Origin of the sequence: Cognaticolwellia beringensis (assembly GCF_002076895.1) — a bacterium.
In the GTDB taxonomy this organism is placed as follows: Bacteria; Pseudomonadota; Gammaproteobacteria; order Enterobacterales; family Alteromonadaceae; genus Cognaticolwellia; species Cognaticolwellia beringensis.
Genome location: NZ_CP020465.1, coordinates 3,258,040 through 3,284,005, shown reverse-complemented (window position 1 = coordinate 3,284,005; position 25,966 = coordinate 3,258,040). Strand labels below are relative to the sequence as shown.

The following is a 25,966-nucleotide window of genomic DNA, read 5'->3' as shown; positions in this document are numbered from 1 at the left end:
TAATTGTTGGCCAGCTTGATTCAAGTCAGTTTCATTCATTAAGTGGCCTTGACTAACGCAGTAAAACGTTAATTAAATATCACTATGATTATTTATTTAAGCTTGTAAAAACAATAAGATAAACAATTTTAAACTATACTTTACACGTACTTATGGACAGCATGATAATTGCTTTAACTTGATGTTTGACAACAAGAAACTCGATATTGGCTATTAGACACAAGCACACGATGCTATGGGGGACTCGCGTGAATTCGACATTCTGAACTTTCGTCAAAGGAACGCTTTTTATGTAAAAAATAATACGAAATGATGATTTAATAAATAAGCACATAAAACCTTAATAATGGGGGGAATTAAAATTTTATGTGCTATTTATCAAACTTGAAATTACACTTCCTAGTTACTTACTAGCAAGGTCTTCAAATAAACGAACAAAGCTTGATAAGCCTTCTTCAACTAGCTCATTACTAATCGTAAGGGCTGGTAAAAATCGGATAACATTACCGTAAAAGCCACAAGCTAATAGTACTAGGCCATATTTTGCTGCATTAGCAATAATGGCTTGCGTTAATGCCGTATTCGGTTGCTCTGCGTCACTGCCTTGCACTAACTCCATCGCTATCATAGAACCTTTGTTACGCACATCTAGAATAAGATCTGGATGTTTAGCCTGTAACTGCGATAACTTGTTATTAAACAAAGCACCAATTTCATTTGAGCGTTGAACAAGGTTCTCTTCTTCGATAATTTCTAGCACAGCTAAAGCCGCTGCACACGCAACGGGTGAACCGCCGTAAGTGCCGCCAAGACCACCCGGTAAAGGCGCATCCATAATCTCACTTTTACCAACAACAGCAGCAATTGGGAAACCACCCGCAATACCTTTAGCCATGGTGATTAAATCAGGTTCAACACCTGAGTATTCAATATTGAACATTTTGCCCGTTCGGCCAAAACCAGTTTGAATTTCATCAGCAATTAAAACAATACCTTGCTCGTCACAAATTTTACGCAATGCAACTAAGAACTCAGTAGGTGCAGCATAAAAACCACCTTCACCTTGTACCGGCTCAATAATAATAGCCGCAACATCACTTGGCGCAATATCGACTTTGAATAAATTATCTAACGCTTTTAAGGCATCTTTTACTGAAACATCGTGACATTCCATTGGGAAAGGGGCATGGAAAATATCACCAGGGAACGGACCAAACAAATGCTTATATGGTGAAATTTTACCCGTTAATGCCATCGTTAAATTAGTTCGACCATGAAAGCCACCATTAAAAGCAATAACGCCACGACGACCAGTATGGGCGCGAGCAATTTTCACACAGTTTTCTACAGCTTCAGCACCTGTTGAAACAAAAATAGCTTTTTTCTCTGATGGACCCGGTGCTATAGCGGTTAGTTTTTCAGCCAATTCAACGGCAACTCCATACGGATTAACCATGACACAGGTATGACTAAACTTATCAACTTGTGCTTTAACTGCGTCGATAATTTTTGGATGGCTATGACCCGTATTTGATACTGCAATACCAGCACCAAAATCGATATAACGCTTACCTTCAACATCCCATATTTCAGCGTTTTTCGCGTGATCTACAAATACCGGATAAACATTACCTTGGCCGCGGGCGATAACTTTACTTTTTCTTGCCTGTAATTCTTCATTTTTCATTGTACTTACCTAATTCTGTTATATTGCTAATGTGCTCAGCTAATAATGACTAACGCGCGATTACTTATCTAAACCGCCCATACATAAATATTTAATTTCTAAATAATCATCCAAACCGTATTTAGAACCTTCACGACCACTACCCGATTGCTTCATGCCACCAAATGGTGCTGCAGCATTAGAGATAATGCCTTCGTTAATACCAATCATGCCAAACTCAAGTGCTTCAGCAACTCGCCAAACTCTGCCAATATCTCTGGCATAAAAATAAGCAGCTAGACCAAACTCTGTGTCATTAGCCATGGCAATAACTTCTTCTTCTGTATCGAATGAGAGAATAGGAGAAACTGGACCAAATATTTCATTTCTAGCAACCGGCATATCATTGGTAACATGGCTTAAAATAGTTGGCTGATAGAAATTTTCACCTGCAGAATGTTTTTGCGCGCCCGAAATAACTTTCGCGCCAGCAGCAATCGACTCTTTCACTAACTTATCAACGTCATTCAAGGCCGTGCTAGAAATCATAGGTCCTATGATAATGCCGTCATCTAGACCATTACCTATGGCTAGTTTTTCAACCGCGGCTGTGAATTTTTCTGTAAACTCTTGTAGCACTTTGTTTTGAACAAAAATACGGTTAGTACACACACAGGTTTGGCCTGCATTACGGTATTTTGAAACCAAAGCCCCTTGCACCGCGGCATCAATATCAGCATCAGCAAAAACGATAAAAGGTGCATTACCGCCCAACTCCATTGATACTTTCTTTACTGTTGTTGCACATTGCTTCAACAAGGTCTTACCCACTGGAGTAGATCCAGTAAAAGTAAACTTAGACACGTCAGGGTGTTGAGTTAATACTTTACCCATACCACTTGCATCGTCACCGACAACCACATTAAATACGCCTGCAGGAATACCTGCGCGTTCAGCAAGTTCGGCCATAGCAAGTGCTGACAGAGGTGTTTGTGTTGCCGGGCGTACAACAAAAGTACAACCAGCAGCTAAAGCGGCTGCAGCTTTTCTTGCGATCATGGCATTAGGAAAGTTCCACGGTGTAATAGAAGCAACAACGCCTACGGGTTGCTTAATAACCACAACACGTTTATCACTTGATGGGCCAGGGATAATGTCACCGTATGCACGTTTACCTTCTTCAGCAAACCATTCGATAAAAGCGGCACCGTAAGCGACTTCACCTTTAGCTTCGGCTAGTGGCTTACCTTGCTCTAAAGTTAATATACGACCCAGATCATCTTGATGCTGCATGATTAAGTTAAACCAATTCCGCATAAGTCCAGCACGCTCATTGGCCGATTTTGCCGACCACATTTTTAATGCACTTTTGGCAGCAACGACGGCTAATTCTGTTTCAGCAACGCCAGCATTACTTATTTTTGCCACTTCACTACCATCAGCAGGGTTAGTAACAGAAATTTGCGATTCACTGCTATGCCAACTGCCATTAATATAAGAAAAATTTTTAACTAACTGACTATCTTGTAAACCTAGGTCTGAGTGATTTTGCATATTAAACTCCGTTGCAATCTATTTTAGCTATTGAATATCAATTCAAACTCCGGTTAAATACAAAACATTCAACCTTAAGTTTTACAATGACAAAACATTAGAGTAGCACATGTCGATAAATTCAATCATTCCAAAGCCCATAACTGAGTATGATTTACGCTTATTACGGATTTTTACGTCGGTAGTTGAGCATGGGGGATTTTCCGCGGCTGAAAAAGCGCTCGGCATAACCCGTTCAACCATCAGCGTTCATATGTCGAACTTAGAAACACGCATGAAACTTAAATTGTGTTTACGAGGCAGAGGGGGTTTCTCACTTACCGAAGATGGGCAATTAGTTTATCACGCGGTAATAGCGCTATTTGACTCACTAAACGACTTCTCACTATTAGTGGGTACGCTAGGAAAAGAGCTCAGCGGCGAATTAGTGATTTTATGTGCCGACTTATTAGATAGAAAAAGGCAGCAAAAGCTGGCACAAGTTATTGAGTCAGTATCGAACAGCTCTCCAAATTTGCATATTGTATTAGATGGCGACTCAATCTCGAATATAGAAAAATTATTACTTAAAGACAAAGCCCATATTGCGATATTCCCGGGTTATCAACAAATTGAAGGTTTACATTATGTACCGTTATCTAGTGAACCTATTTTTCTTTGTTGTGGAAAAAAGCACACGTTTTATAATCAAGTAGATACCCAAATTAACAATAACGATTTAGCTACAGCTAATGCTATACACCCGGGTATAGATATTGATATTGACGGGCGTGAACAGTTACAGCAGCTAAACTTATCGGCAAGGGCTTATCAATTTGATACGCGAAAAGCGATGATACTATCAGGAAAATACATAGGATTTATGCCACAAAGCTACATTCAACAAGAGCTTAATGCAGGTGACATACGTATTATTCAACCGAGTACTCGTACTTATAAATTTAATTTATCCTTAGTGAATAAGAAAACGCCAAGAGAGTCGACTAAAGTGGAGTTATTGCGTAACGCATTTGCAACTGCATTTAACTTAGAAAATTAAATATCAAACGAACGCAGCAATTTATTGAAAAAATATGAAAGAAACAGTGGACCTGTTTATAACGGTAATTAGAGTAGAATTTAGCCGAAATTTTAAACTAAACGTAACCTTTTTACTTAAGGTTTAAACATTTAGGAAAATTGACAAAGATCAGCTTGATAGGTGTATTTAAAAAAAAGACCTTGTTAAATACACGGTAAGCTCTGTAAGCAAACCAGTATTCAACGAGGTCTTTTATATTATTTCAAAATAACTACTTAAAATAGTTAATTAAAATAACTATTACGCAATAATTATGTCAACGTGATTAATTACTCACTTTGAACAGGTTCATCCCAAGACAGATGATGTTCAGCCAATACAACTAAATTTTCGCTATTTATCAAACGATGTGAAGCGGCATAACCGAGTATATTCTTAACAGTTTCTTCTGGACGACTTGAAATAATGGCCGTTTCATCTGATGAGAAGTTACACAAACCACGAGCGATTTCCTCGCCTTTTTCATCATAGACATGAAGTACATCTGCCCGCTCAAAGTTACCATGAATTGAAACAACATCGTGGCATGAGAAGCCGTCGTCACCACCAAATAATGAGTCAGCAACATCCTGTTTAATAACCAAACTACCGGCCATTTGCAGGCGATCAGTCAGCCAAATATTCCATGCTGATGAAGGTGATGAATGAGCGATACATTTGGTGTGCCTACGTTCGCCACGAAGTATTGCCGTAACAGGAGCTTCCATTGTTCCTCTAGCAATGATGGTAGTACAACCGGCATTTTGTGCCATATTAGCTGCTTGTAATTTAGTCAGCATACCGCCAGTTCCTAAAGAACTTGTGCCGCTAGCAGCTTCCATATAGCTGCTCACATCTTCGATAGACTCAACAAAAATGGCACCTTCTTCAGAAGGGTCACGGTCATAAACGCCATCGATACAGGTTAAAATAAACAGATATTCTGCACCTATCATCTGAGCAACTTTAGCGGCTAGTCTATCGTTGTCGCCAACACGAATTTCTTCGGTGGTAACGGTATCGTTTTCATTAACGATAGGCATTACGCCTTGCTTTATTAAGCGATGAACTGTGTTTTTGATATTGAGAAATCGACGTCTATTTTCCAGATCATCGAGGGTAACTAGCACCTGAGCAATATCAAAACCATACTCCAGCGCGATTTGCTTATATGCATGCATTAATATCGGTTGACCACAAGCGGCTGCCGCTTGTTTGTCTTGTACACTGGCATTTTCGATGGTACAGCCAACAGTATTAAGGCCTAATGCTACGGATCCTGAAGAGGTGAGTACAACTTCGTAGCCTTGGTCTCGCAACGTAGAAATGTCACTTAGTAAGCCATGCATAAATGCAAAACTAGGTGTTAAATTCTTAACGTTTGCTAAAAGGCTCGAGCCTACTTTGATAACTATGCGAGGTTTGATTCGAGAGGTTTTTTCTGATTTTGGTTGTTCAAATGTGGGCAAAATGACTCCGTACTTTGATTGATTAAAATAAATAACTTTAAGCGATAACAGAACTAGTTAACGCTACTTCAGATATTTTCTTGATATTTCGGTGTAAAACTCTTGTCGAATTGCAATTATTTTATTATCAAAAAAATCGATTTTTGTAACGATTAATTGATCTGAAAATAGGTTATAAAACATTGCTAAAACGTTTAAAAAAAACGCTAATTTTTGACAACAATCGACAAATGAGTGGCGATATCATATACTATAAACCCTCTTTTTTCAATTGAACTTAAAATCACTTCTGCTAAAGACGAGCTTTTAAGGTTCAACAAAGTTTATATTGAACACTTGCAGAACTCGCTGCTCTTGTTCAAAAGCAAACTAAAAACATTAGGAGTTTTATGTCATTACTTATGATTGGTTGTGGGAAAATGGGCGGTTCATTATTGACTCGCTGGGCAACCTCTACAGATCACAAAATTACTATTTTAAATCCTTCTTTAATCAAAGCGCCTGCAGGTGTTACCGTCACACAAACTATTAAAGAGCTGTCAGACCAACGATTCGATATCATCGTTATTGCGATTAAACCGCAACTTATTGACACTGTATTACCCGCTTATCGTAACCATCTCGCTGACTCAGGTTGCATAATCTCCATTGCAGCTGGTTTTTCTGTCGCTTCAATAGAAAAGCTAATGGGCAAACAAGCCATTATGCGAGTAATGCCAAATTTACCCGCGCAAATTGGCCGAGGCGTTAGCGCACTTTATGCAAACGCAAGCTGTAGTGCTGAACAATTAGAAACCGCCATTGCCTTAACCGATGCTGTTGGTTATACCCACTTAGCTGCTAGTGAAGATGAATTAGACAGAGTGACTGCAGTAGCGGGTAGCGGCCCTGGATATGCCTTTGAAATTGCCCGCTGTTGGATAGAATCAGCCATATCTCTAGGCTTTTCACCGCAAACAGCAAAAGAGTTAGTATTGAACACAATGGCTGGCTCAATTGAACTTGCGATGGCCAGCAATGAAAGCGTAGAGACCTTGCGAAATTCAGTGACCAGTAAAAATGGTACAACAGCTGCTGGCTTAACAGCGCTTATGCAAGATTCAACCTTAGAGAATCTCGTTCAATCAACAGTTTCAGCAGCTTATGAGCGCGCAGTAGCGTTACGTTGACTTTTTCTATATATACGAAAGGCTCACTAACACGCTAAGATGATTAACATAACAGGATCATCTTAGAAATATTCAAATAGTATGCTAAGCATTGAATACTATAAATTTATATAGACTGAACTTTTAATATTGTTTTTAATATATACATCGGCAAAGAAGTAATAAAAGTTGAAATTCAATTACATTGGATTTATTCAAACAGTTTATCAGTAATCGCAAAAGAATCAGGAAACTAATACATGTCAAACAGCAATAACAGTATCAATATCGAAACTATGGTGACAAATCTTGGCAAGCAAGCCAAAGCGGCGGCAAAAGTTCTCGCCAGTGCAACTACCGAACAAAAGAACCAGGCATTAAAGGTTGCAGCTCAAGCGTTACGTAATAATACGCCGGCACTTCTCGAAGCCAATGAACTTGATGTTTTAAGCGTTATGAAAGCAGGTAAAGCTGAATCATTTATTGACCGATTAAAGCTTACTCCAGAAAGAATAGAAGCTATGGCTGTAGCTTTAGAGGATATTGCAAAACTGCCAGATCCTGTAGGTCGTTCTTTAGCACAATTTGATCGTCCAAATGGCCTAAAAATAACCCGTGTATCAACCCCTATTGGTGTGATTGGTATGATCTACGAATCTCGTCCAAATGTGGGTGCAGATGCAGGCGCGCTATGTCTAAAATCTGGTAATAGCGTCATTTTACGTGGTGGCTCTGAAAGCCTTAACTCTACTCGTATTATTGTGGAATGTATGGCAACTGGGCTACGTGCGGCTGATTTACCTGCTTCATGTATACAGCTAGTAGACACTGATGACCGTTCTGCTGTTGCTGCCCTATTGCGCTGTGCCGAATATGTCGATTTAGTGATTCCTCGCGGTGGTCGCGGCCTAGTCGAACTTGTTAGAAACGAAGCACAAGTACCAACTTTACTGCACTTAGATGGCAATAATCACATTTATATCGATAAAGATGCCGACTTAGCAAAAGCATTAAGTATAGTTAAGAATGCCAAGCTACGCAGAACAGGTGTTTGTGGTGCGACCGAAAGTTTGGTGATAGACCAAACAATAGCCGCTACCTTGTTACCGCAATTAGTTGACACCTTAGAGAACTGTGAAATTAGAGGTGACAAAGCTGCACAAGCTTGTGATGCAAAAATTATTGCCGCTAATGATGCTGACTGGGACACTGAATACCTTGATGCTATTTTGTCTGTAAAAATTGTTTCAGGCCTAGAAGAAGCACTTAATTTTATTGACCAACATTCGTCTAAGCATACCGATGCAATTATTACTGAAAATAATGAAACAGCAGAAGTATTTATGCGCGCTGTAGATTCAGCCGTTGTTATGCATAATGCGTCAACTCAGTTTGCCGATGGTGGTGAATTTGGTATGGGCGCTGAAATAGGCATAGCTACCGGGAAAATACATGCCCGTGGTCCCGTTGGTTTAGAACAATTAACAATATTCAAATACCGTGTTGCTGGCCAAGGACAAATTCGTCCTTAGGCTAGACTTTACGCCCAACAGTTAACACTAAATAACGACATCTTACTCATTAAAAATAGATTTTAATGAGTAAGATGCTTTTAGCAACTTATGACTAAATTCTCCCCAAAAGTGCCCTATCTCAGATATATTTACAAAAAGCTAAAATCAAAACCAACAATTTGTTAAAAATACTTTGCTAACGAGTGTTAACTAGGTAAGCTCAAACCAAAGTATTAACAACAATAATTATTATCATTTATGAGTAATATGAGAGATTCATTTCATTCGAGAATTGGTTTTGTTCTCGCTGCTGCTGGTTCAGCAATCGGTTTAGGTAATATTTGGGGTTTTCCCACTCAAGCAGCAAATAATGGCGGTGGTGCATTTTTATTTGTTTATTTGGTGGTTACCGTATTACTTGCACTACCTGCCCTTTATGCTGAAGTTTATATTGGCAACCAAGCACAAAAAAATCCGGTTTCGGCATTAGAAGACGCTTGTCGTGAAACCGCACCAAAGTTAGGTAAATTTGCCGGTTTAATTGGCCTTGGTGGTGCAATTATGATGCTAAGTTTTTATACCATTGTGGCTGGCTGGATGCTTGCACATGCTATATCGCCACTTGCAGAACTGCTTGGTTATCATGACATTTCACAATGGCTTGCTACCTCAAGCACCTTACGTAACTTAATGTTCACCCCCGTATTTATATTACTTGGCGCCGCAATTATTCATCAAGGGGTTAACGCCGGCATTGAGAAATGGTCAGCGCGGTTAATGCCGGTTTTATTAATCATGCTAGTGGCATTAATTACCTACATACTGCAACAACCAGGCGCAGAAAAAGGCTTAAAAATTTATTTAATCCCTGACTTTTCACAAGTGACTAATCCCGAGTTGATTATATCTGCCATGGGGCAAGCCTTTTTCTCACTTTCAATTGGTGTTGGTGGCATGATGGTGTACGGCTCTTATATGAAAAAAGACCGAGACATTGGCAAGCTCGCTATTTCGATCACAGCTCTAGATACCTTTATTGCTTTTATGGCAGGTTTATTAATTATTCCAGCGCTGTATGTTGCAGAAGCCGCAGGACAACAAATATTTCAAGGCGATAAGTTAATTGGTGAAGGACAGCTAATATTCAATATATTACCTGAACTTTTTAGCTCTATGGGTAACATAGGCATGATAGTGGCCATTGGCTTTTTCTCGTTATTATCGATTGCAGCACTTACCTCAACTATTTCTTCTACAGAAGTCCCTGTAGCTTATCTTGTTGAAGCTAAAAAGCTAAGTCGCTCGAAAGCAACTTGGATAGTATCTGCCATTGTATTAGCTGCCAGTATGACTTTAATCACATTCTTTGATAGTTTGTTTGGCTTAGTTATTCGCGTGCTTACCACTATTTTACAGCCGCTTAGCTGCTTGTTTTACTTTATTGTTGTCGGCTGGTTATGGAAGCGAGGTAATAAACTTCGTGATGTATCTTTGCAGGAAGGTAGAAAATGGTTACCCATATGGGGTAATTATTTACGTTTTGTTTGTCCGTTATTACTAACCGTAGTATTTGTTAATGTCGCGATATTAAATTAAGCACTTAATACTTAATACTTAACATAAAAGCATGTCTTACATGCCGCTAATGTAAAAGCTTACCCAACAAGCCCATGATACGTTTCATGGGCTTTTTTATGAGCTTTGTTACAGTTTATTCACTAACGTTATTACGACCAGATTTTTTCGCGCGATATAATGCTTGATCCGCTAACTTTAACGTTTCATCAAAACTTAGCTTTGATGAACGCGCTGCAAGCCCGATTGAGATGGTGACGCTGACGGTTTTAACTTGGCTATTTTTTTTGTTACTACGTGCTTGTTTAGTTTGTCGCTGTTCTTGGCGAATAACAATTTTATAGTCTTCAACTGCCTGTCTTACCGCCTCTAATGCAGGTTTTGCTTGCTCGGTAGTTTTACCCGGAAATACAATCGTAAACTCTTCACCACCATAACGGAAAACTTTACCTGAGCCTTTAACTTGCGCTAACTTACTAGCCACCAGTTTTAACACTTGATCACCAATGTCATGACCATAAGTGTCGTTAAATTTTTTAAAGTGATCAATATCAAGCATAGCAAGAGTGTATTTTCGACCTAACGATAAAGACAATTGATTAAGCGCTCGACGAGAAGGTAACGTGGTTAGTTCATCTCGATAAGCCAAAAAATATGAGTCAACCACCACAGCAAAAAAGTAATGTAAGATCATTAAGCTTAATAACACACTCCACGGCAGTGTAATCAGCTGATAATATTGCCCAAGCCAAATACAATAACTGGTTAACAAAGCAGTGGTTACTAAGCTTTTTTCACGGACACATCGCCACACCAATAATAAGGAAAAAATCACTAAGGGTAATTCGACAGATAGGTATTTCAGCCAAGGCGTAAGTTGCTTAATATGGGTAAACTTGGCGACTAAAAAATCAGCAATATCAAACCAAAAGTAACTAGCAATGCCAACGCACATCATCAATACAAGGCGATAAAAGCCATGAATCGACAGTAACCCTCTATCTTTAATGACACTTAAGACCGACAACATACCTGCACCAGTAAGTACCAACCATTCGCCATGAGTAAACACCCATGATTGCCAAGGTAATGCTTGTGAAAGCGTGGCATAAAATACTAATAAAGTTATTGCGGCTAACGCCAGTCGGCTACGATTGAAGTAGCCAGATAACATGATAGTGATGGCAAATATGCCATAAAGTACTTGCTCTATGAGATTGATTTTAGCAAACCAATAACTTTGAAATTTACTGATTAGTATGAAGGCTACAAAAAAAGCAATCAAACTGATAGCACTACTTTTAAAACCGCTGAAAAACTGAATCAAGCGTAACTCCAAGGCGAAATGTCGGCAAGTGCGACTACGTTTTTAGCTATTAACGTTAGCAGAAAACTTAACATATTTATATTTATGAGCATCTACTTAGTACGGTTAAAACCACTCAGTAATGGTGACTTTTAATCAGCCGAAATAGCGACGCTCTCTTCTTTTTCTTCTGGCTTTAATTCTACCTGCTCTATTTTCTCAAAACGACTACTAATTTTATCTGCTGATGTATGAATTTGTTTTACGTCGCTCGCCGCTTGATCAATATGTTTTGCTAAATTAGCAAAGCGCCCTTTAAAACGTGCGAAATCAGCAGAAAGATGGGTCAAATGTGCTTGAATAACATGTATTTGTTTACGTGTTGCTTCGTCTTTTAATACCGAACGTGCGGTGGTTAAAATTGCCATTAATGTCGTTGGCGAGGCTAACCACACTCGCTTTTTATTGGCATAGTCAACCAAGTCACTGTGATGTGCGTGTATTTCGGCAAATATAGCTTCGGCAGGAATAAACATGACCGCGCCATCAGCGGTTTCTTTTTCAATTAAATACTTGTCACTAATATCGTTAACATGCTTTTTAATATCGAGTTTAAATTGGCGCTCTGCCGCTTTACGTTCAAACTCACCTAAAGTATTATCAGCCATTTTTTTATAGCTTTCTAACGGAAATTTCGAGTCAACGACTACGTTTCCTGTAGGCTCAGGTAGAAATAAAATACAGTCAGCAATTTTACCATTCGACAAGGTATGTTGTAGCGAAAAATGCTGTTCTGGTAAGACATTTCTAATTAAAGCATTAAGCTGAACTTCACCAAATGCACCACGCGAGCGTTTGTCTGACAACACCTCTTGCAAACTCACCACATTACTGGAGAGTTCAGTAATTTTTTTCTGTGCATCATCTATTAAGGCTAATCGTTGCAAAATGTCATTAAACGTTTTGGTGGTTTTTTCAAAGCCATCAGCCAAACGCTTTTCGACCTGACCACTAATGTCTTTCAGGCGATTGTCTGTCGAAACGGTTAGCTCATCAATTCGCTTAGCCATTTGCTCACTAGACAAATGCAGTGATTTAGCCATTTCTTCTCGGCCTAACTTAGATGTAGCGGTAAGTTGAGTGGTTAATTGCTCAGTAGCCGTGCGTTGATTATTGTTAAAGGCCACATGATGTTCATATAAAGTTTTTTTCAGCTGTTCACTATGACTATAAAGTTGCTGCGCTTGTTTTTCGCCTTGCTCGCCATGTTGACGTAAAAGCTTTAACTTAAAATCAGAAATTTGCTGTTCAAAGTAGGTTTTAAGTTCGCTTTGTTTATTCGCTAATTGCTGGTGATTAAAACTTAACTGTTGTTGTAATTGCTGCTGATTGCTAGCGCTAACTTCATAACTCAGGTTTACCTTTTCAGCTAATTGTTGCAATAATTGTTGCTGAGTTAAAAAGGAAGTTCGGCTCGTTTTAATCTGTCGAAGCAAAACAAAAACAATTATAACTAGGCTACACAGTAGCACTAGCGTGATAGTAATTAAGGTCGGAAAATTATCTAAAGCTAACCAAGGGGAGTTGAATATAGAATTCATTGCAATGCCAAACACTGTAAATATTAACAGTTATTAAAGCATACTTTATTGATAAGGTTAATCATTATTTATTTGCTATGACTGCCAAATGCTGTATTTTCTGAAAGCAACGTTGAGATCAAAAAAAACGCCCTTCACGGGCGTTTAATGGCGAGTAGTAAAAAGGTTACTTACCTTTTAATTTACTATCAAGCTCTTCAATTTTTGCTTGCCAAATTGCAGGGCCTGTTACGTGCGCTGATTCACCTAAGCTATCAACAGCAACAGTTACTGGCATATCTTCAACCACAAACTCGTAAATCGCTTCCATGCCCATATCTTCAAAGGCAACAACTTTGGCTTTCTTAATTGCTTTAGAAACTAAATATGCAGCACCACCAACGGCCATTAAATATACTGACTTGTGATTTTTAATACATTCAACTGTTTCAGGACCACGTTCAGCTTTGCCGATTGTGCCTAATAAACCCGTTTGAGACAGCATCATTTCAGTGAACTTATCCATACGTGTTGCCGTTGTAGGGCCTGCTGGACCAACGGCTTCGTCACCAATAGCATCTACAGGGCCAACGTAATAGATAAACTTATCGGTAAAATCAACCGGTAGTTTTTCGCCAGCGGCTAGCATTTCTTGAATACGCTTATGCGCTGCGTCACGGCCAGTTAAAATAGTACCGCTCAATAATACCGTTTCACCGGTTTTCCAAGAGCTAATGTCAGCTTTTGATAATTCATCAACATTGACACGACGAACATTTTCACCCACTTCCCAAGTAATTTCAGGCCAATCTTCAAGTCTTGGTGGTGTTAAGTCAGCAGGACCTGAACCGTCAAGGTGAAAATGCACATGACGAGTTGCGGCACAGTTTGGGATCATCACTACTGGCTTAGACGCAGCATGAGTCGGCACTGACATAATTTTAATATCAACTACCGTCGTTAAACCGCCTAACCCCTGTGCGCCAATACCTAGTTTATTTACTCGGTCATAAATTTCTAAACGTAACTCTTCTTCCGCATTTTCTGGACCACGGTCAATCAAGTCTTGAATGTTAACAGGGTCCATTAAGCTTTCTTTAGCTAATACACCTGCTTTTTCAGCCGTGCCACCAATACCTATACCCAACATACCTGGTGGACACCAACCAGCACCCATAGTAGGTAACGTTTTTACCACCCAGTCAGCAATAGAGTCGCTTGGGTTTAACATCACCATTTTAGATTTATTTTCACTCCCGCCGCCTTTAGCTGCGATCATCACTTCAATGTGATCGCCCGGCACCATATCAATATGCACAACAGAAGGTGTATTATCTTTTGTGTTAATTCGTTTGCCTGCAGGGTCTGCAACAATTGAGGCACGTAATGGGTTATCAGGATTTAAATAAGCACGTCGTGTACCTTCGTCAACCATTTGTTGCACGGTCATATCAGTTTTATCCCACTGTACGGCCATACCAATTTTAACGAAGCAAGTAACAATACCAGTGTCTTGGCAAATAGGTCGTTTACCATGTGCTGACATACGCGAATTAATTAGAATCTGTGCGATTGCATCTTTAGCCGCCTGACTTTCTTCTTTGTGATAAGCCTTTTCAAGTGCTTGAATAAAATCTAACGGATGGTAGAACGATATATATTGCAGAGCATCTGCAACACTGTCGATTAAGTCTTGTTGTTTAATAATAGCCATAACGGTCTCTTTTTTTATCAATTGGGCGAGAGATAAGTTGAAAGTTACAAATTTGCCGATATCATACCTTGCTTGTTAAATCCCTACCAGTATCAAATGGTCTAATATGACCATAAGATAATGTCGATAAATAAAAGAGTGTGAGAAAACTTTGCCAACAAATACAACGATAGCGCTGACAACAGAATTACTAAAACTAGATGCCACATTTGATAGCCAACGCTTTTTCTCGCTAATTGCAGATCAGCCTTGGGCTATGTGGTTAGATTCTTGTGAAAGCGATCATGTTGATAGCCGTTATGACATTATGGTTTGGCAACCTTGCACTACGTTAACTACCGACGGTGAAGTTACAACGGTCATAAATAAGCTTGATAACAGCCAATATCAAAGCAACGAAGACCCGTTACTCCTTTTAAAGCGTGAGCAAACGGCGTGTTTTTCTGATACTAAGCTCAAAGATAGTAAATTACCTTTTAACGGTGGCGCGGTTGGTTATTTCTCTTATGACTTAGGTAAGCGATTTGAAGTTATAAACCAGCAAACCACTAAAGATATTGCTATCCCTGAAATGGCAATTGGCCTATACCAACAAGCTATTATCTATGATCGAAAGTTACAACAGTGTTGGTTAACCTGTCTTGATAATAAAAGGGCCGAATTTATTGCTTTTTTTAATCTCGCCATCAGAAAGTTAGCACTTAAAGCATCAGAAAACTTAGTAGCAGAAACTAAATTCACATTAAAAACACCTTGGCAGTCTAATATGCCACAGGCGCAATACCGTGAGAAATTTGAGCAAGTACATGAATACCTACTTTCAGGCGATTGTTATCAAATAAATTTAGCTCAACGTTTTACCGCACAATACAGCGGTAGCGAATATCAAGCCTATTGTGCATTGAGGCAAGAAAACAAGGCGCCGTTTTCAGCGTTTCTACGCTTTGACAATAGTGCCATTTTAAGTATATCACCTGAGCGATTCTTACGATTAGTGGACAATAAAGTACAAAGTAAGCCCATTAAAGGAACTCGCCCGCGTAGTAGCGATCCATTGGTTGATCAAGCTAACGCCTCAGAGTTGCAACAAGCAAGTAAAGACCGTGCAGAAAATCTGATGATTGTTGACCTTTTACGCAACGATATTAGCCGTGTTTGTATCCCAGGTTCGGTAATGGTTCCCTCTTTATTTGCCATTGAAAGTTTTCCTGCCGTGCATCACTTAGTTAGCACGGTTGAAGGGGAAATCAATAGCCAATATGACGGCAGTGATTTACTTCGCGCATCTTTTCCTGGTGGCTCTATAACTGGAGCCCCTAAAATCAGAGCCATGGATATCATTGAAGAATTAGAGCCCCATCAACGTAGCGTTTATTGTGGCTCAATAGGATATATATCGGCGTGTGGAAATATGGACACTAGCATTACCATTCGAACGTTAGTTTGTCATAACCAGCAAATACACTGTTGGGCTGGTGGTGGCCTAGTAGCAGATTCAAATGTTGACAGCGAGTATCAAGAAACTTACGATAAAGTGAATAAAATTCTACCCGTATTAAGCAAACTAAACTTGGTATAAATAGTCCCTGTGAAAGTATCCAAGGCTAATATTTTGGTTTAAATACGACTTCCGCCTACGCCGAGCAAGCCCAATACCTTTGCTGTAGCATAGTAAACTTTAAGGTATGTATGACTAAAGACGAATTTATACAGCGATTTCAAATGCAGGCCTTACCCGCTTCAGCACATAAATTTCGCTACCCGCATAAACTTAAAAGTGCCGCGGTGTTAATTCCCATTGTCTGCAATCAAGACAAGCTTGAAGTATTGTTCACCAAGCGTGCAAATCACCTGACCCATCACCCTGGGCAAATTAGCTTTCCAGGTGGTAAAGTAGAAAATTTTGATATTGATATGACCGCAACAGCACTGCGTGAAACTTTAGAAGAAATAGGTCTGCAATCAACTTATATTAACGTCCTAGGACAACTTAAGCCCTATCAAACCATATCAGGCTTTGAAATTACACCTATTGTAGCCACGGTAACAAATAGCCAAAGCTATCAAATAGACGAAAATGAAGTGTCTGAAATATTTCACGTGCCTTTATCACACTTTTTACAACGGCAGCACCATATTCAAATTCCAGTTTACCACCACGGCGAACACCACAATGTGCACTTCATGCCTTACCAGCAATATAATATTTGGGGCGCAACCGCTGCTATGTTGCATGATCTTAGCATTTTACTAAACCAAGATAATTAAAATAGCATTATTAATCTCGCCATTCGTGAAAACCATTTTTAGCTAGCAAGTAAAATACCTTAGCTATACTTATATTTACTAAACAGACATTTTATTTTGCATGCTGAAAGCTTTCAGCTACAATAACCGAACAAAATTTTACATTCACTTGTATTTAACAGTCTTTATTCAGGTTTTATTATGATTAGTGTATTTGATATGTTTTCAATCGGAATTGGTCCTTCCAGTTCTCATACCGTTGGCCCAATGAAAGCCGCAAAGTTATTTGTTGAAAATCTTATCGCAGATAATAAGTTAGCCCTAACAGATCGCGTAAAATGTGAATTGTTTGGATCATTAGGTCAAACCGGTATTGGGCACGGTACTGGTAAAGCGGTGATTTTAGGATTAACAGGACAAAGCCCTGAAACAATCCCAGTAGATTCTATCGAGTCTATTTTGGCTGAAGTGGTGGCAAGCGAAAAAATAAACCTAAACATGCAGCGTTTAATCTCGTTTCCTAAAGCTAATGCCATTATTTATCATCGTAGAAAAACTTTACCCGCGCATGCCAATGCCATGACATTTTTTGCCTATAGCAATGATGTTGTCATCTTTGAAGAAACTTATTATTCCATTGGTGGCGGTTTTATTGTTAAAGATTGCGATTTTGAAAAAGAAAAAAATAAAGCCTTATCAACTCATTCAAACATTGATCGCCCTCACCGCTTTTCTAGTGCAGATGAATTGCTACAAATAGCAAACGAAAAAGGCTTAAGCATTAGCACTATCATGATGGATAACGAGAAGTGCTTGCAAGACGAGTCAAATATCCGCTCTGGTCTAATAGAAATTTGGGACGCCATGAAAGCAAGTATTGCCCGTGGTATTGTTACAGAAGGTATATTACCTGGCGGTTTAAAAGTTATCCGCAGAGCGCCTGCATTACATCGAGCGTTATGCGTTGAAAAAAATACCGACCCACTGTCAGCTATGGATTGGGTTAATTTGTTTGCCCTTGCGGTAAATGAAGAAAATGCGGCCGGTAGCAGAGTAGTAACAGCCCCAACAAATGGCGCTGCAGGCATTCTTCCAGCAGTTTTGTCTTATTACGATAAATTTATAAAACCCGTTGACGAGCAAGACTGCATTCGATACTTATTAACGGCAGCAGCCATCGGCATTTTATATAAAACCAATGCCACTATTTCTGGTGCAGAAGGCGGGTGCCAAGCTGAAGTTGGGGTTGCATGCTCAATGGCGGCAGGCGCATTGACAGAAATTATGGGCGGTTCGCCTGAACAAGTAGAAAATGCGGCAGAAATAGGTATGGAGCACAATTTAGGACTAACTTGTGACCCAGTTGGCGGACTAGTGCAAGTTCCTTGTATAGAACGTAACGCTATGGGGTCAGTGAAAGCCATTAATGCTTCACGTTTAGCACTTCGTGGTACAGGCAAGCAAAAGGTATCGTTAGATAAAGTAATCAAAACCATGTGGGACACAGGCAATGATATGAAAACTAAATATAAAGAAACCTCTCGTGGCGGTTTAGCTGTTAACATTACTGAGTGTTAGGGTTTTACTTTTACTTTTACTTTTACTTTTACTTTTGTAAATAGCCTGCAGACAAAACCAAAAAAACCGTATTATATGATACGGTTTTTTATTATTTTTCATTTACTAAATTAGTTATTGCTTAACGCATAGGTAATTTAATATTCGCAAACATTTCATCTATTTCAGCATTATTCTTGAGTAAAATAGCTTTGGTGACTAAATCACGATTTAAGTGCGGTGCAAAACGTTCGATAAAATCAAACATATAACCACGTAAGAACGTGCCTCGTCTAAACCCAATTTTGGTCATACTTGGACTAAATAAGTGACTAGCGTCGATGGTTACTAAATCATTATCTAATTTCGGATCCATTGCCATAGTAGCAATAACACCAACACCAACCCCTAATCGAACATAAGTTTTAATAACATCGGCATCAGTCGCGGTAAAAGCAACTTTAGGTTCAACACCCACTTGATTAAAAGCTATATCTAATTCTGAACGCCCAGTAAAACCAAAAACATAAGTAACTAAAGAGTATTTAGCAATATCTTCAATGGTTATATTTTGTTTGGTGGCTAATGGATGATCAGCCTTAACAATAATACTTCGATTCCAACGGTAACAAGGCAACATAACTAAATCATTATACAAATGTAAAGACTCAGTCGCGATGGCAAAATCAGCATCACCTTTACTAGACGCATCACTAATTTGTGCTGGGGTGCCCTGATACATATGCAATGAAACTTTAGAATATTTTTTCATAAAACCCTGAATGACTTCAGGCAATGCATAACGTGCTTGGGTATGCGTTGTTGCAATACGAAGCTTACCTTCATCAGGTTGTGTGTGTTCGCGAGCAACAGCTTTAATCGCTTCAACTTTTGATAAAATTTCAGTAGCGATATTAATAACTTCATTACCAGCAGAGGTAACGTGGGTTAAGTGTTTGCCACTACGCCCAAATATTTGGATACCAAGTTCATCTTCCAGCATCCGTACTTGTTTACTAATACCAGGCTGCGAAGTAAAAAGACTTTCAGCAGTGGCAGAAACATTTAAGTTATTATTAAGTACTTCGACGATATAACGCAGTTGTTGCAGCTTCATAATTACCATTCAGAGTTTTCTTAGACGAAAAATATATACTTAAATGCACATTTATTCCATATTATTTTTGCATTAGAGGTAAATAATGCCAATTGAATTAAGTAAATGAACGATTATAAGTAAGCATAAATATTCACGGGCAGCTAATTGATTGAAATTTAAATATCCGTTCATCGTCAAATAGGTAATTTCTCCTGCATTACTATAATGACTGATACCTGTGGAAGAATATGGCTAGAAACGACCATACAATCGGCACGGATAAAATCAACACCGATACAGTAAATTTACGCCACTCTAGAATAGAGCTTATTTATTTCAGTTGCTAAAAATTTGTAATTATACATTTTGGCTTTAATTCAATCACTGAAATAGCCTCCTACAATGTAACTAACAAGCTAATGCGCTAAAATATTCAAAAGAAAACGCTTTCTCCTTTGCTTCAACGGACAATTTTTGTAGACTGCGGTATTAGCAAATTATTTTTTCAATATAGAGAATTAAACATGGGCATTATTATCGCTTTAATTATCGCTTTAATTATCATTGTCGTGGTAGTGAATGCAATACAACAGCATAAAGAAAAAGTAGAACAAGAAAAGCGAGGTAAAGCAGCGAAACAAAAAGCCATAATAGATGAAACTGAAGAATTACTCATCAGCATCGCAAACCTTCCGAATAATCCTAATTTAGTCATGATACTTAACAACCGTACTCTGAATGCCACAAAGTCTATGGCGAGTATTTTACCGGAAAATAAATCATTATTAACACGCATTCAGGATATGGAAGCACGCATTAGTACCTGCAAAAAGAATACAAGTGAAGCAGCGAGTGAGCAAAGCTTTACATTACCGGATAATGAGCAACAACTAGTCGCAGTTTTACAATGCATAAAAAAACTGCGAGTGACATTAAAATCAGAGCAATCTAAAGGTAATTTAGACGCACAAACTTTTACTCAAGAAGATAATAAGTTATCAGCTATGCAACTTAAAATTGGTGTAGAAACCTTACAAAAACGTGGCATGATAGCTTACCAAAAAGAAATGTTAGGTTCGGCAAGACAATATCTAGAAAAAGCACTAAACACGATTTCAGAAAGCCCGATCCAAACTGAGTATTGCACCAGAAAACGTGATGAAATAGCAAACATATTGGAAGAGATTACCTCTTCGTTAAAGCATACTAATGCGAAAGATGCCGCGAAAAAAGCTAAAGCAGAAGAAGATGATTTAGATATATTGTTTCAGCCAAAGAAAAAATGGTAATCAATACCTGCAGCAAAGAACTAGCAGTAATGCTGGTTCTCACTTCTAATTCTTTATGAAAACACCAAGAAATCAAATCCCTTATATTACTTTACCCTCTTTTTTACGCCGGGTATTAAAAGCTTACGCACTCAAAACACTGATAAGAGACCAAGGTTGCGAACTCAACCGTATTGGTCGTTCACGTAACTGGCAATTAAAAGCCACCTTTGAACAGCTTGAACAAACTATTGACCTAATAGAACAAAGCGAAGAAGCAAGTTGGCAATGGTTGGCAGCACACCTATCTAAACAGCGTAAAAACTTAGGCTTTGATATGCTGTTAACGATTGCAGAGAAAAAACCAGGCATTACCATATCTGAACTTATGCAGCGTACTGATTGCACCATAGCGGAAGCAAGAAGAGTCATAGATATACTAGAATTTGGTGACAACGCCCCTTAACTCCAAAAGATGAACACCTAATAAATAAAAGTATAAAAGCATTTATATAGACAATGACCAATGCTAATTATAAAGTCAGACAAAATCACTAAAAAAACCTTAAATATCGACTAGATAATTATTATGGCTGATCAATAGGATATTTAATGGACACATTTCTACTGGCTATATAATAAACAATTATTATCGATTTCTTTCTTCAATACTTAGCATTAAAATATATGACCTTGCCTTCACATTTTATTGAAGGTAAATTGAGCTTATAAAAACCGATAAAACATACACTTTAGTAGAATAAAAATGCATAAATAAGATTAAACTGAGTAGGTCAATAGTTCAAAATAGATATACTTTACACTCTATATTTTTGATAATTAACTTACGTAAACGAATTTTATTAACGATTACAACTGGTAATTTCTTTAGCTTACCTTAAGTTCCCTTTCCCCGATCAGAAGCAAGATTGGGCATACCTTAAACTACAATCATATTATGAAGGATCAAATATATATGTCATATATTCATAAGACTATTTCTGATTTAAAAAATACCAGTCCTGCTCAGGCTGAGTTTTATCAAGCTGTTGAAGAAGTCTTAGACTCATTAGCTCCTATATTAGAAAGCAATAAACTCTATCAACAGCAAGCGATTATCCAACGCCTTGTTGAACCAGAAAGACAAATAATGTTCCGTGTAACTTGGGTTGATGACAATGGTAATATAAAAGTCAATAAAGGTTATCGTATCGAGTTTAATTCAGCTTTAGGACCCTATAAAGGTGGTTTGAGATTTCACCCCAGTGTTAATGCAAGTATTATCAAATTTCTAGGCTTTGAACAAATTTTTAAAAATGCCTTAACTGGCTTACCCATTGGTGGGGGCAAAGGTGGCTCAAACTTCGACCCCAAAGGTAAGTCTGACGGTGAGATAATGCGTTTTTGTCAATCATTTATGACGGAGCTATATCGACATATAGGCCCAACAACTGATGTTCCGGCTGGTGATATCGGCGTAGGAGCTCGAGAAATAGGTTATATGTTTGGTCAATACAAAAGAATTACCGGTCGCTACGAAGGTGTATTAACCGGAAAAAGCTTATTATGGGGCGGTTCATTAGCGCGCAAAGAAGCTACCGGATACGGTGTAGTGTATTTTGCAGAAAATATGCTAGCGGTTAAAAAAGACACTTTAGAAAATAAAACCTGTTTAGTTTCAGGCTCTGGTAATGTCGCTATTTACGCTATGGAGAAACTCTATCAGTTAGGTGCAAAACCTATTACTTGTAGCGACTCTACCGGCACCATTTATCATGAAACAGGCATCGACTTAACATTGATTAAAGAACTAAAAGAGCAAACGAGAACTGGCCTCAATGCTTATTTAGAAACCCATAAAGATGCAAGATTTATCCCCATTGATCAATACCCTGAAGACGGCCATGCCGTTTGGCGATTAAAAGCCGACGCTGCATTCCCATGTGCTACACAAAATGAATTAACCGTAACGGATGCGCAGGCGTTAATTGCTAATGGTTGTACTATCATCAGTGAAGGCGCAAATATGCCGTCAACACAAGAGGCTATAAACACATTTGTTGACGCTAAGATATCTTACGGGCCTAGCAAAGCAGCAAATGCTGGTGGGGTCGCAACAAGTCAATTAGAGATGGCTCAAAACTCAAGTATGCAAACCTGGTCTTTTGAAAAAGTAGACCAAAGGCTTAAAGAAATTATGAAAAACATCTTTGAAACAGCCCATCAAGCCGCTGAAGAGTTTGGTCAACCCGGTAACCTTGTATTAGGTGCAAATATAGCAGGATTCAAGCGCGTTGCAGATGCGATGTTAGAACAAGGTGTTGTTTAAATATAAAATAACCAAGCATTAAAATAAACTTTTATACAACTGAGCTGATGGTAGACAAACCATTCGATTGCTCTAATAGCTAGCTATTGGTATTGAAATATTACTGCTTGGTATCTTTTTTACCAACACAATTAGGCAATAACTTAATAAAATGGTTTGTTTTAATAAAAAATCATTTTTAAGTTATCTGCATTGGGTGTATTTATTAAATACCTTGAGCTAAGTCGAGCCTTCATTGAATAATTCTAATTAGATTAATCAAATTACCTGTTTGGTATTACTCGATACTGTTGGCATATTAGCGCGGTAAATCGATTTATTATAGGAAAGCCCATGACGACCCCAGAAAATAAAAGCGTTCTGTTATTCGATCTCGATGGCACTTTGGTTGATAGTGCTCCAGATCTTGCAGCAGCGATAAACGAAATGTTAGTCACACTTGGCTTAAAGGTATTTCCTCAAGATAAGATCCGCAGTTGGGTTGGTAATGGTGCGAGAACTTTGGTTGAACGCGCTTTACATCATTCTTTAAAAGATAATGTAGCTGCCAATGATAAGTATAGCGAAGAAGAAGTAAATAGCGCTGTAGCAATTTTCTTAAAATACTACCAACGTAATCTATGTGTTGAGTCTGTCTTATATACTGGTGTAAAAACAACTTTGCTTGCTTTAAAAAAGCAAGGATATCGTTTAGCTATAATCACCAATAAACCCGCAGAATTCATCGAGCCTATTGTTACAGGTTTTGGTCTTAGTGGTATATTCGAATTACAACTCGGTGGCGATAGCTTAAAAGAGCGTAAACCGCATCCTTTACCGCTGTTATATGCATCTACAGCACTAAACGTGTCGGTTAATGAATGCATAATGATAGGTGACTCTAAAAACGATATATTGGCAGCTAAGGCGGCCAATATGCAAAGTATCGGTTTAACTTATGGCTATAACTATGGTGAAAAAATTAGCGTTTATCAGCCAGATTGGTGCTTAGAAACATTTGAAGAATTATTACCATTATTTACATAAAGTTTTTAGCTAACGCTTCGGGGTATTCTCGTTGGCGGGCAAATAAAATAGCTTTATCGGTCACCTCTGCTTCAGTACATGCCAAAGTGACCGGAAAATAATGACAATCCAAATATTTACCCAATTGCACTGGGCTGACCAAACCAACCTCCACTAAATTTTCTAAAATTGCATCAGCTGCAGCCAACGCAGAAGATGCCTTTACTATTTCAGTACGAGCATAGTGCATGCCATAGAAAGATACGTCTGCTGCACGTAAGGTCGCATCATTGCCAGGAATTTGTTGCGCACCAAACATAGGTTTAGCCGCAACGCTTGCTTGAGAAAAATTAGTAATATATTTCGCAAGGTGTTCTATAGAGCCTAGGGTTCTATCGTTGACTAATTTCGATGGCCATTGCTGATCAATTTTTTTGATAAAGCGATCGGACAATATTGGCTGAGCACTCTGGTCACCACTGGCCACGAGACCTTTCTCAAATAAAGTAATGTCTTGTGTCATCCCGTGTAATTGAAAGTAACCGTCCTGATATGGTGTTAATTGTGCCATGCCATTAGGTGTTCCACGTTCACCGTAAAAAACCACTTCAGGCCAAAGACCTTGACATTGTGGCCAGTGGGCGACATAAGCCGCTTTAAATTCGACCATACGTTGTCGTTTAGCTTGCAGCATGTCATCAATTTCACCACTTTTAAAACCACAGGCATTAATAATATAGTCAAAATCCGCCTCACTTTGACAACCTTGCTGACCATCGTTATAAGTCACTCGCCACTTTTTATTACTGTGTAATTGCTTAATATTCACTACTTGGCTATTAAGCTTAAGATGACAACGAGGTAACTTTTCAATAGCAAGAGTCGCAATAGCCGCTAAACGAAAAGCAGACCAACCATATTCTTGTACTAATAGTACTGGGAATTTTAATTTGTCTAAATCAATTTGTTGGGCAAAGGCTACTAACCAATCTTCATTACTTTTCGCTTGTGTTGGTAATTCTCGTTGTCTTAGTCTCTCTAGTGCATTGCGTTCAAATAGCAAAAAATATTGTTCAGGATCACCCAATACTTTATTACTGAGATCTTCCTCAACTAGTTCTGCATAACGTTCACTCAGCTTTTTTAAGCGAGGTAAAAAGTCAGCGACTTCACCTTGATCAGTTTTTGGTAAAGCTATAATGGTTGGGCGATAGTTAACACTATGTGGGTAAACCTTTGCCGTGTCTATCGATTGCTCCAATAAGGTTAAACATTGTTGTTCAGAGATCTCTCGATATAAATTGCCACCTGCATGTAAATGACAAAAGGGAGGCCCGTTAACAAGACTCGTCCCTTTTTCTATCAAAGTAGTGTCAATGCCTAATTCTGCAAAACGTAAAGCGATAGTAGAGCCTGCAACACCACCACCAATAATGGCAATTTTAGTATCTGAGTCTATTAATGGCTGATGAGTACTTTGACTGTTATTCATAAGGGTTACAATATAATGCTTTCATAGGGCTATTTTACTTCGACAATCATCGTTTGCGTAGGGGTAAATACGAAAAAATATACTTTTCTTTTAATAAGTAAATAATAAGGCTTAATTTAATTCTGTTTGTTGAATAGAAGGTAAAGAATAGTTTTAAGTTTAAAGCTATCAGCTGTCAGTTTCTGATCGCTAATAGCTAAATACTTTTCGCTTATAAATCCCAGACAGCAAAAAGCCCGTCACTTTCGTAACGGGCTCTTCTAAATAGAAGCCTAGCAATAACGTGCAAGTTCCTACATGGATGTAAGTTAGTAGCGCAATTCAGGAACAATGACCGAGATGCACTAATGCCGTGGGCACATGGATGTGCAGGAACGGCGTCC

The 25,966-nt window shown here is 38.6% G+C and carries 19 protein-coding genes; 11 read left to right on the top strand and 8 right to left on the bottom strand.

Going from position 1 to position 25,966, the window contains the following annotated elements:
* Positions 1-403 precede the first annotated feature (403 nt).
* Together gabT and B5D82_RS13850 are read right to left on the bottom strand one after the other, a co-directional pair.
* Positions 404-1,687 carry a 4-aminobutyrate--2-oxoglutarate transaminase gene (gabT, locus tag B5D82_RS13855; RefSeq protein WP_081152338.1) on the bottom strand — a complete coding sequence of 428 codons (1,284 nt, stop codon included), beginning with the start codon at positions 1,685-1,687 and terminating at the stop codon, positions 404-406.
* Positions 1,688-1,747: 60 nt separating this feature from the next.
* Positions 1,748-3,220: an NAD-dependent succinate-semialdehyde dehydrogenase gene (locus B5D82_RS13850; RefSeq protein WP_081152336.1), complete on the bottom strand. Its 1,473-nt coding sequence runs from the start codon at positions 3,218-3,220 to the stop codon at positions 1,748-1,750.
* A 109-nt stretch (positions 3,221-3,329) separates the two neighbouring features.
* Between B5D82_RS13850 and B5D82_RS13845 the strand changes: the two genes are divergently transcribed.
* Positions 3,330-4,259 (top strand): LysR family transcriptional regulator, encoded by a 930-nt coding sequence (locus B5D82_RS13845; protein WP_081152335.1) that lies wholly within the window; start codon positions 3,330-3,332, stop codon positions 4,257-4,259.
* A 311-nt stretch (positions 4,260-4,570) separates the two neighbouring features.
* Here the strand turns inward: B5D82_RS13845 and proB are convergent, their stop codons facing one another.
* Complete coding sequence (gene proB / locus B5D82_RS13840) at positions 4,571-5,749, bottom strand: glutamate 5-kinase (RefSeq protein ID WP_081152333.1); 1,179 nt, start codon at positions 5,747-5,749, stop codon at positions 4,571-4,573.
* Between the two features lie 389 nt (positions 5,750-6,138).
* Here proB and B5D82_RS13835 point away from each other — a divergent pair, with 389 nt between their 5' ends.
* From B5D82_RS13835 to B5D82_RS13825, 3 genes are all read left to right on the top strand, one after another.
* A complete protein-coding gene (locus tag B5D82_RS13835; protein ID WP_081152332.1) occupies positions 6,139-6,918 on the top strand; it encodes a pyrroline-5-carboxylate reductase family protein in 780 nt (259 codons plus the stop codon).
* A 239-nt stretch (positions 6,919-7,157) separates the two neighbouring features.
* Positions 7,158-8,429 (top strand): glutamate-5-semialdehyde dehydrogenase, encoded by a 1,272-nt coding sequence (locus B5D82_RS13830; RefSeq protein WP_172820648.1) that lies wholly within the window; start codon positions 7,158-7,160, stop codon positions 8,427-8,429.
* Positions 8,430-8,669: 240 nt separating this feature from the next.
* Complete coding sequence (locus B5D82_RS13825) at positions 8,670-10,007, top strand: sodium-dependent transporter (protein ID WP_081152330.1); 1,338 nt, start codon at positions 8,670-8,672, stop codon at positions 10,005-10,007.
* A gap of 115 nt (positions 10,008-10,122) precedes the next feature.
* On the opposite strand, the gene B5D82_RS13820 is transcribed toward B5D82_RS13825, so the two are convergent.
* The 3 genes from B5D82_RS13820 to B5D82_RS13810 form a co-directional block, all read right to left on the bottom strand.
* Positions 10,123-11,313 carry a GGDEF domain-containing protein gene (locus B5D82_RS13820; protein WP_245807478.1) on the bottom strand — a complete coding sequence of 397 codons (1,191 nt, stop codon included), beginning with the start codon at positions 11,311-11,313 and terminating at the stop codon, positions 10,123-10,125.
* Positions 11,314-11,444: 131 nt separating this feature from the next.
* Positions 11,445-12,893 carry a DNA recombination protein RmuC gene (locus B5D82_RS13815; RefSeq protein ID WP_081152327.1) on the bottom strand — a complete coding sequence of 483 codons (1,449 nt, stop codon included), beginning with the start codon at positions 12,891-12,893 and terminating at the stop codon, positions 11,445-11,447.
* 166 nt (positions 12,894-13,059) lie between these two features.
* Entirely contained in the window at positions 13,060-14,586 is a 1,527-nt protein-coding gene (locus B5D82_RS13810) for a fumarate hydratase (protein ID WP_081152326.1), read from the bottom strand.
* 151 nt (positions 14,587-14,737) lie between these two features.
* Between B5D82_RS13810 and pabB the strand changes: the two genes are divergently transcribed.
* The 3 genes from pabB (at position 14,738) to B5D82_RS13795 (ending at position 18,411) form a co-directional block, all read left to right on the top strand.
* Entirely contained in the window at positions 14,738-16,165 is a 1,428-nt protein-coding gene (pabB, locus tag B5D82_RS13805) for an aminodeoxychorismate synthase component I (RefSeq protein ID WP_245807477.1), read from the top strand.
* A 110-nt stretch (positions 16,166-16,275) separates the two neighbouring features.
* Entirely contained in the window at positions 16,276-16,854 is a 579-nt protein-coding gene (locus B5D82_RS13800) for a CoA pyrophosphatase (protein WP_081152323.1), read from the top strand.
* A 180-nt stretch (positions 16,855-17,034) separates the two neighbouring features.
* A complete protein-coding gene (locus tag B5D82_RS13795; RefSeq protein ID WP_081152321.1) occupies positions 17,035-18,411 on the top strand; it encodes an L-serine ammonia-lyase in 1,377 nt (458 codons plus the stop codon).
* Between the two features lie 121 nt (positions 18,412-18,532).
* Here the strand turns inward: B5D82_RS13795 and cysB are convergent, their stop codons facing one another.
* On the bottom strand, positions 18,533-19,507 hold the full coding sequence (cysB, locus tag B5D82_RS13790; RefSeq protein WP_081154510.1) for an HTH-type transcriptional regulator CysB: 975 nt from the start codon (positions 19,505-19,507) through the stop codon (positions 18,533-18,535).
* A 506-nt stretch (positions 19,508-20,013) separates the two neighbouring features.
* Here cysB and B5D82_RS13785 point away from each other — a divergent pair.
* The 4 genes from B5D82_RS13785 to B5D82_RS13770 all read left to right on the top strand — a co-directional run bounded on the left by B5D82_RS13785 (position 20,014) and on the right by B5D82_RS13770 (position 24,112).
* Positions 20,014-20,778: a hypothetical protein gene (locus tag B5D82_RS13785; RefSeq protein WP_081152320.1), complete on the top strand. Its 765-nt coding sequence runs from the start codon at positions 20,014-20,016 to the stop codon at positions 20,776-20,778.
* 55 nt (positions 20,779-20,833) lie between these two features.
* Positions 20,834-21,223 (top strand): ribosome recycling factor family protein, encoded by a 390-nt coding sequence (locus tag B5D82_RS13780; protein WP_081152318.1) that lies wholly within the window; start codon positions 20,834-20,836, stop codon positions 21,221-21,223.
* Positions 21,224-21,733: 510 nt separating this feature from the next.
* The gene (gene gdhA / locus B5D82_RS13775) at positions 21,734-23,086 is read left to right on the top strand and encodes an NADP-specific glutamate dehydrogenase (protein ID WP_081152317.1); all 1,353 of its coding nucleotides are present in this window, start codon (positions 21,734-21,736) and stop codon (positions 23,084-23,086) included.
* Positions 23,087-23,419: 333 nt separating this feature from the next.
* Complete coding sequence (locus tag B5D82_RS13770) at positions 23,420-24,112, top strand: phosphoglycolate phosphatase (RefSeq protein ID WP_081152315.1); 693 nt, start codon at positions 23,420-23,422, stop codon at positions 24,110-24,112.
* Here the strand turns inward: B5D82_RS13770 and B5D82_RS13765 are convergent.
* Complete coding sequence (locus B5D82_RS13765; RefSeq protein WP_081152314.1) at positions 24,105-25,583, bottom strand: FAD-dependent oxidoreductase; 1,479 nt, start codon at positions 25,581-25,583, stop codon at positions 24,105-24,107. The genes B5D82_RS13770 and B5D82_RS13765 overlap by 8 nt on opposite strands.
* Positions 25,584-25,966 lie beyond the last annotated feature (383 nt).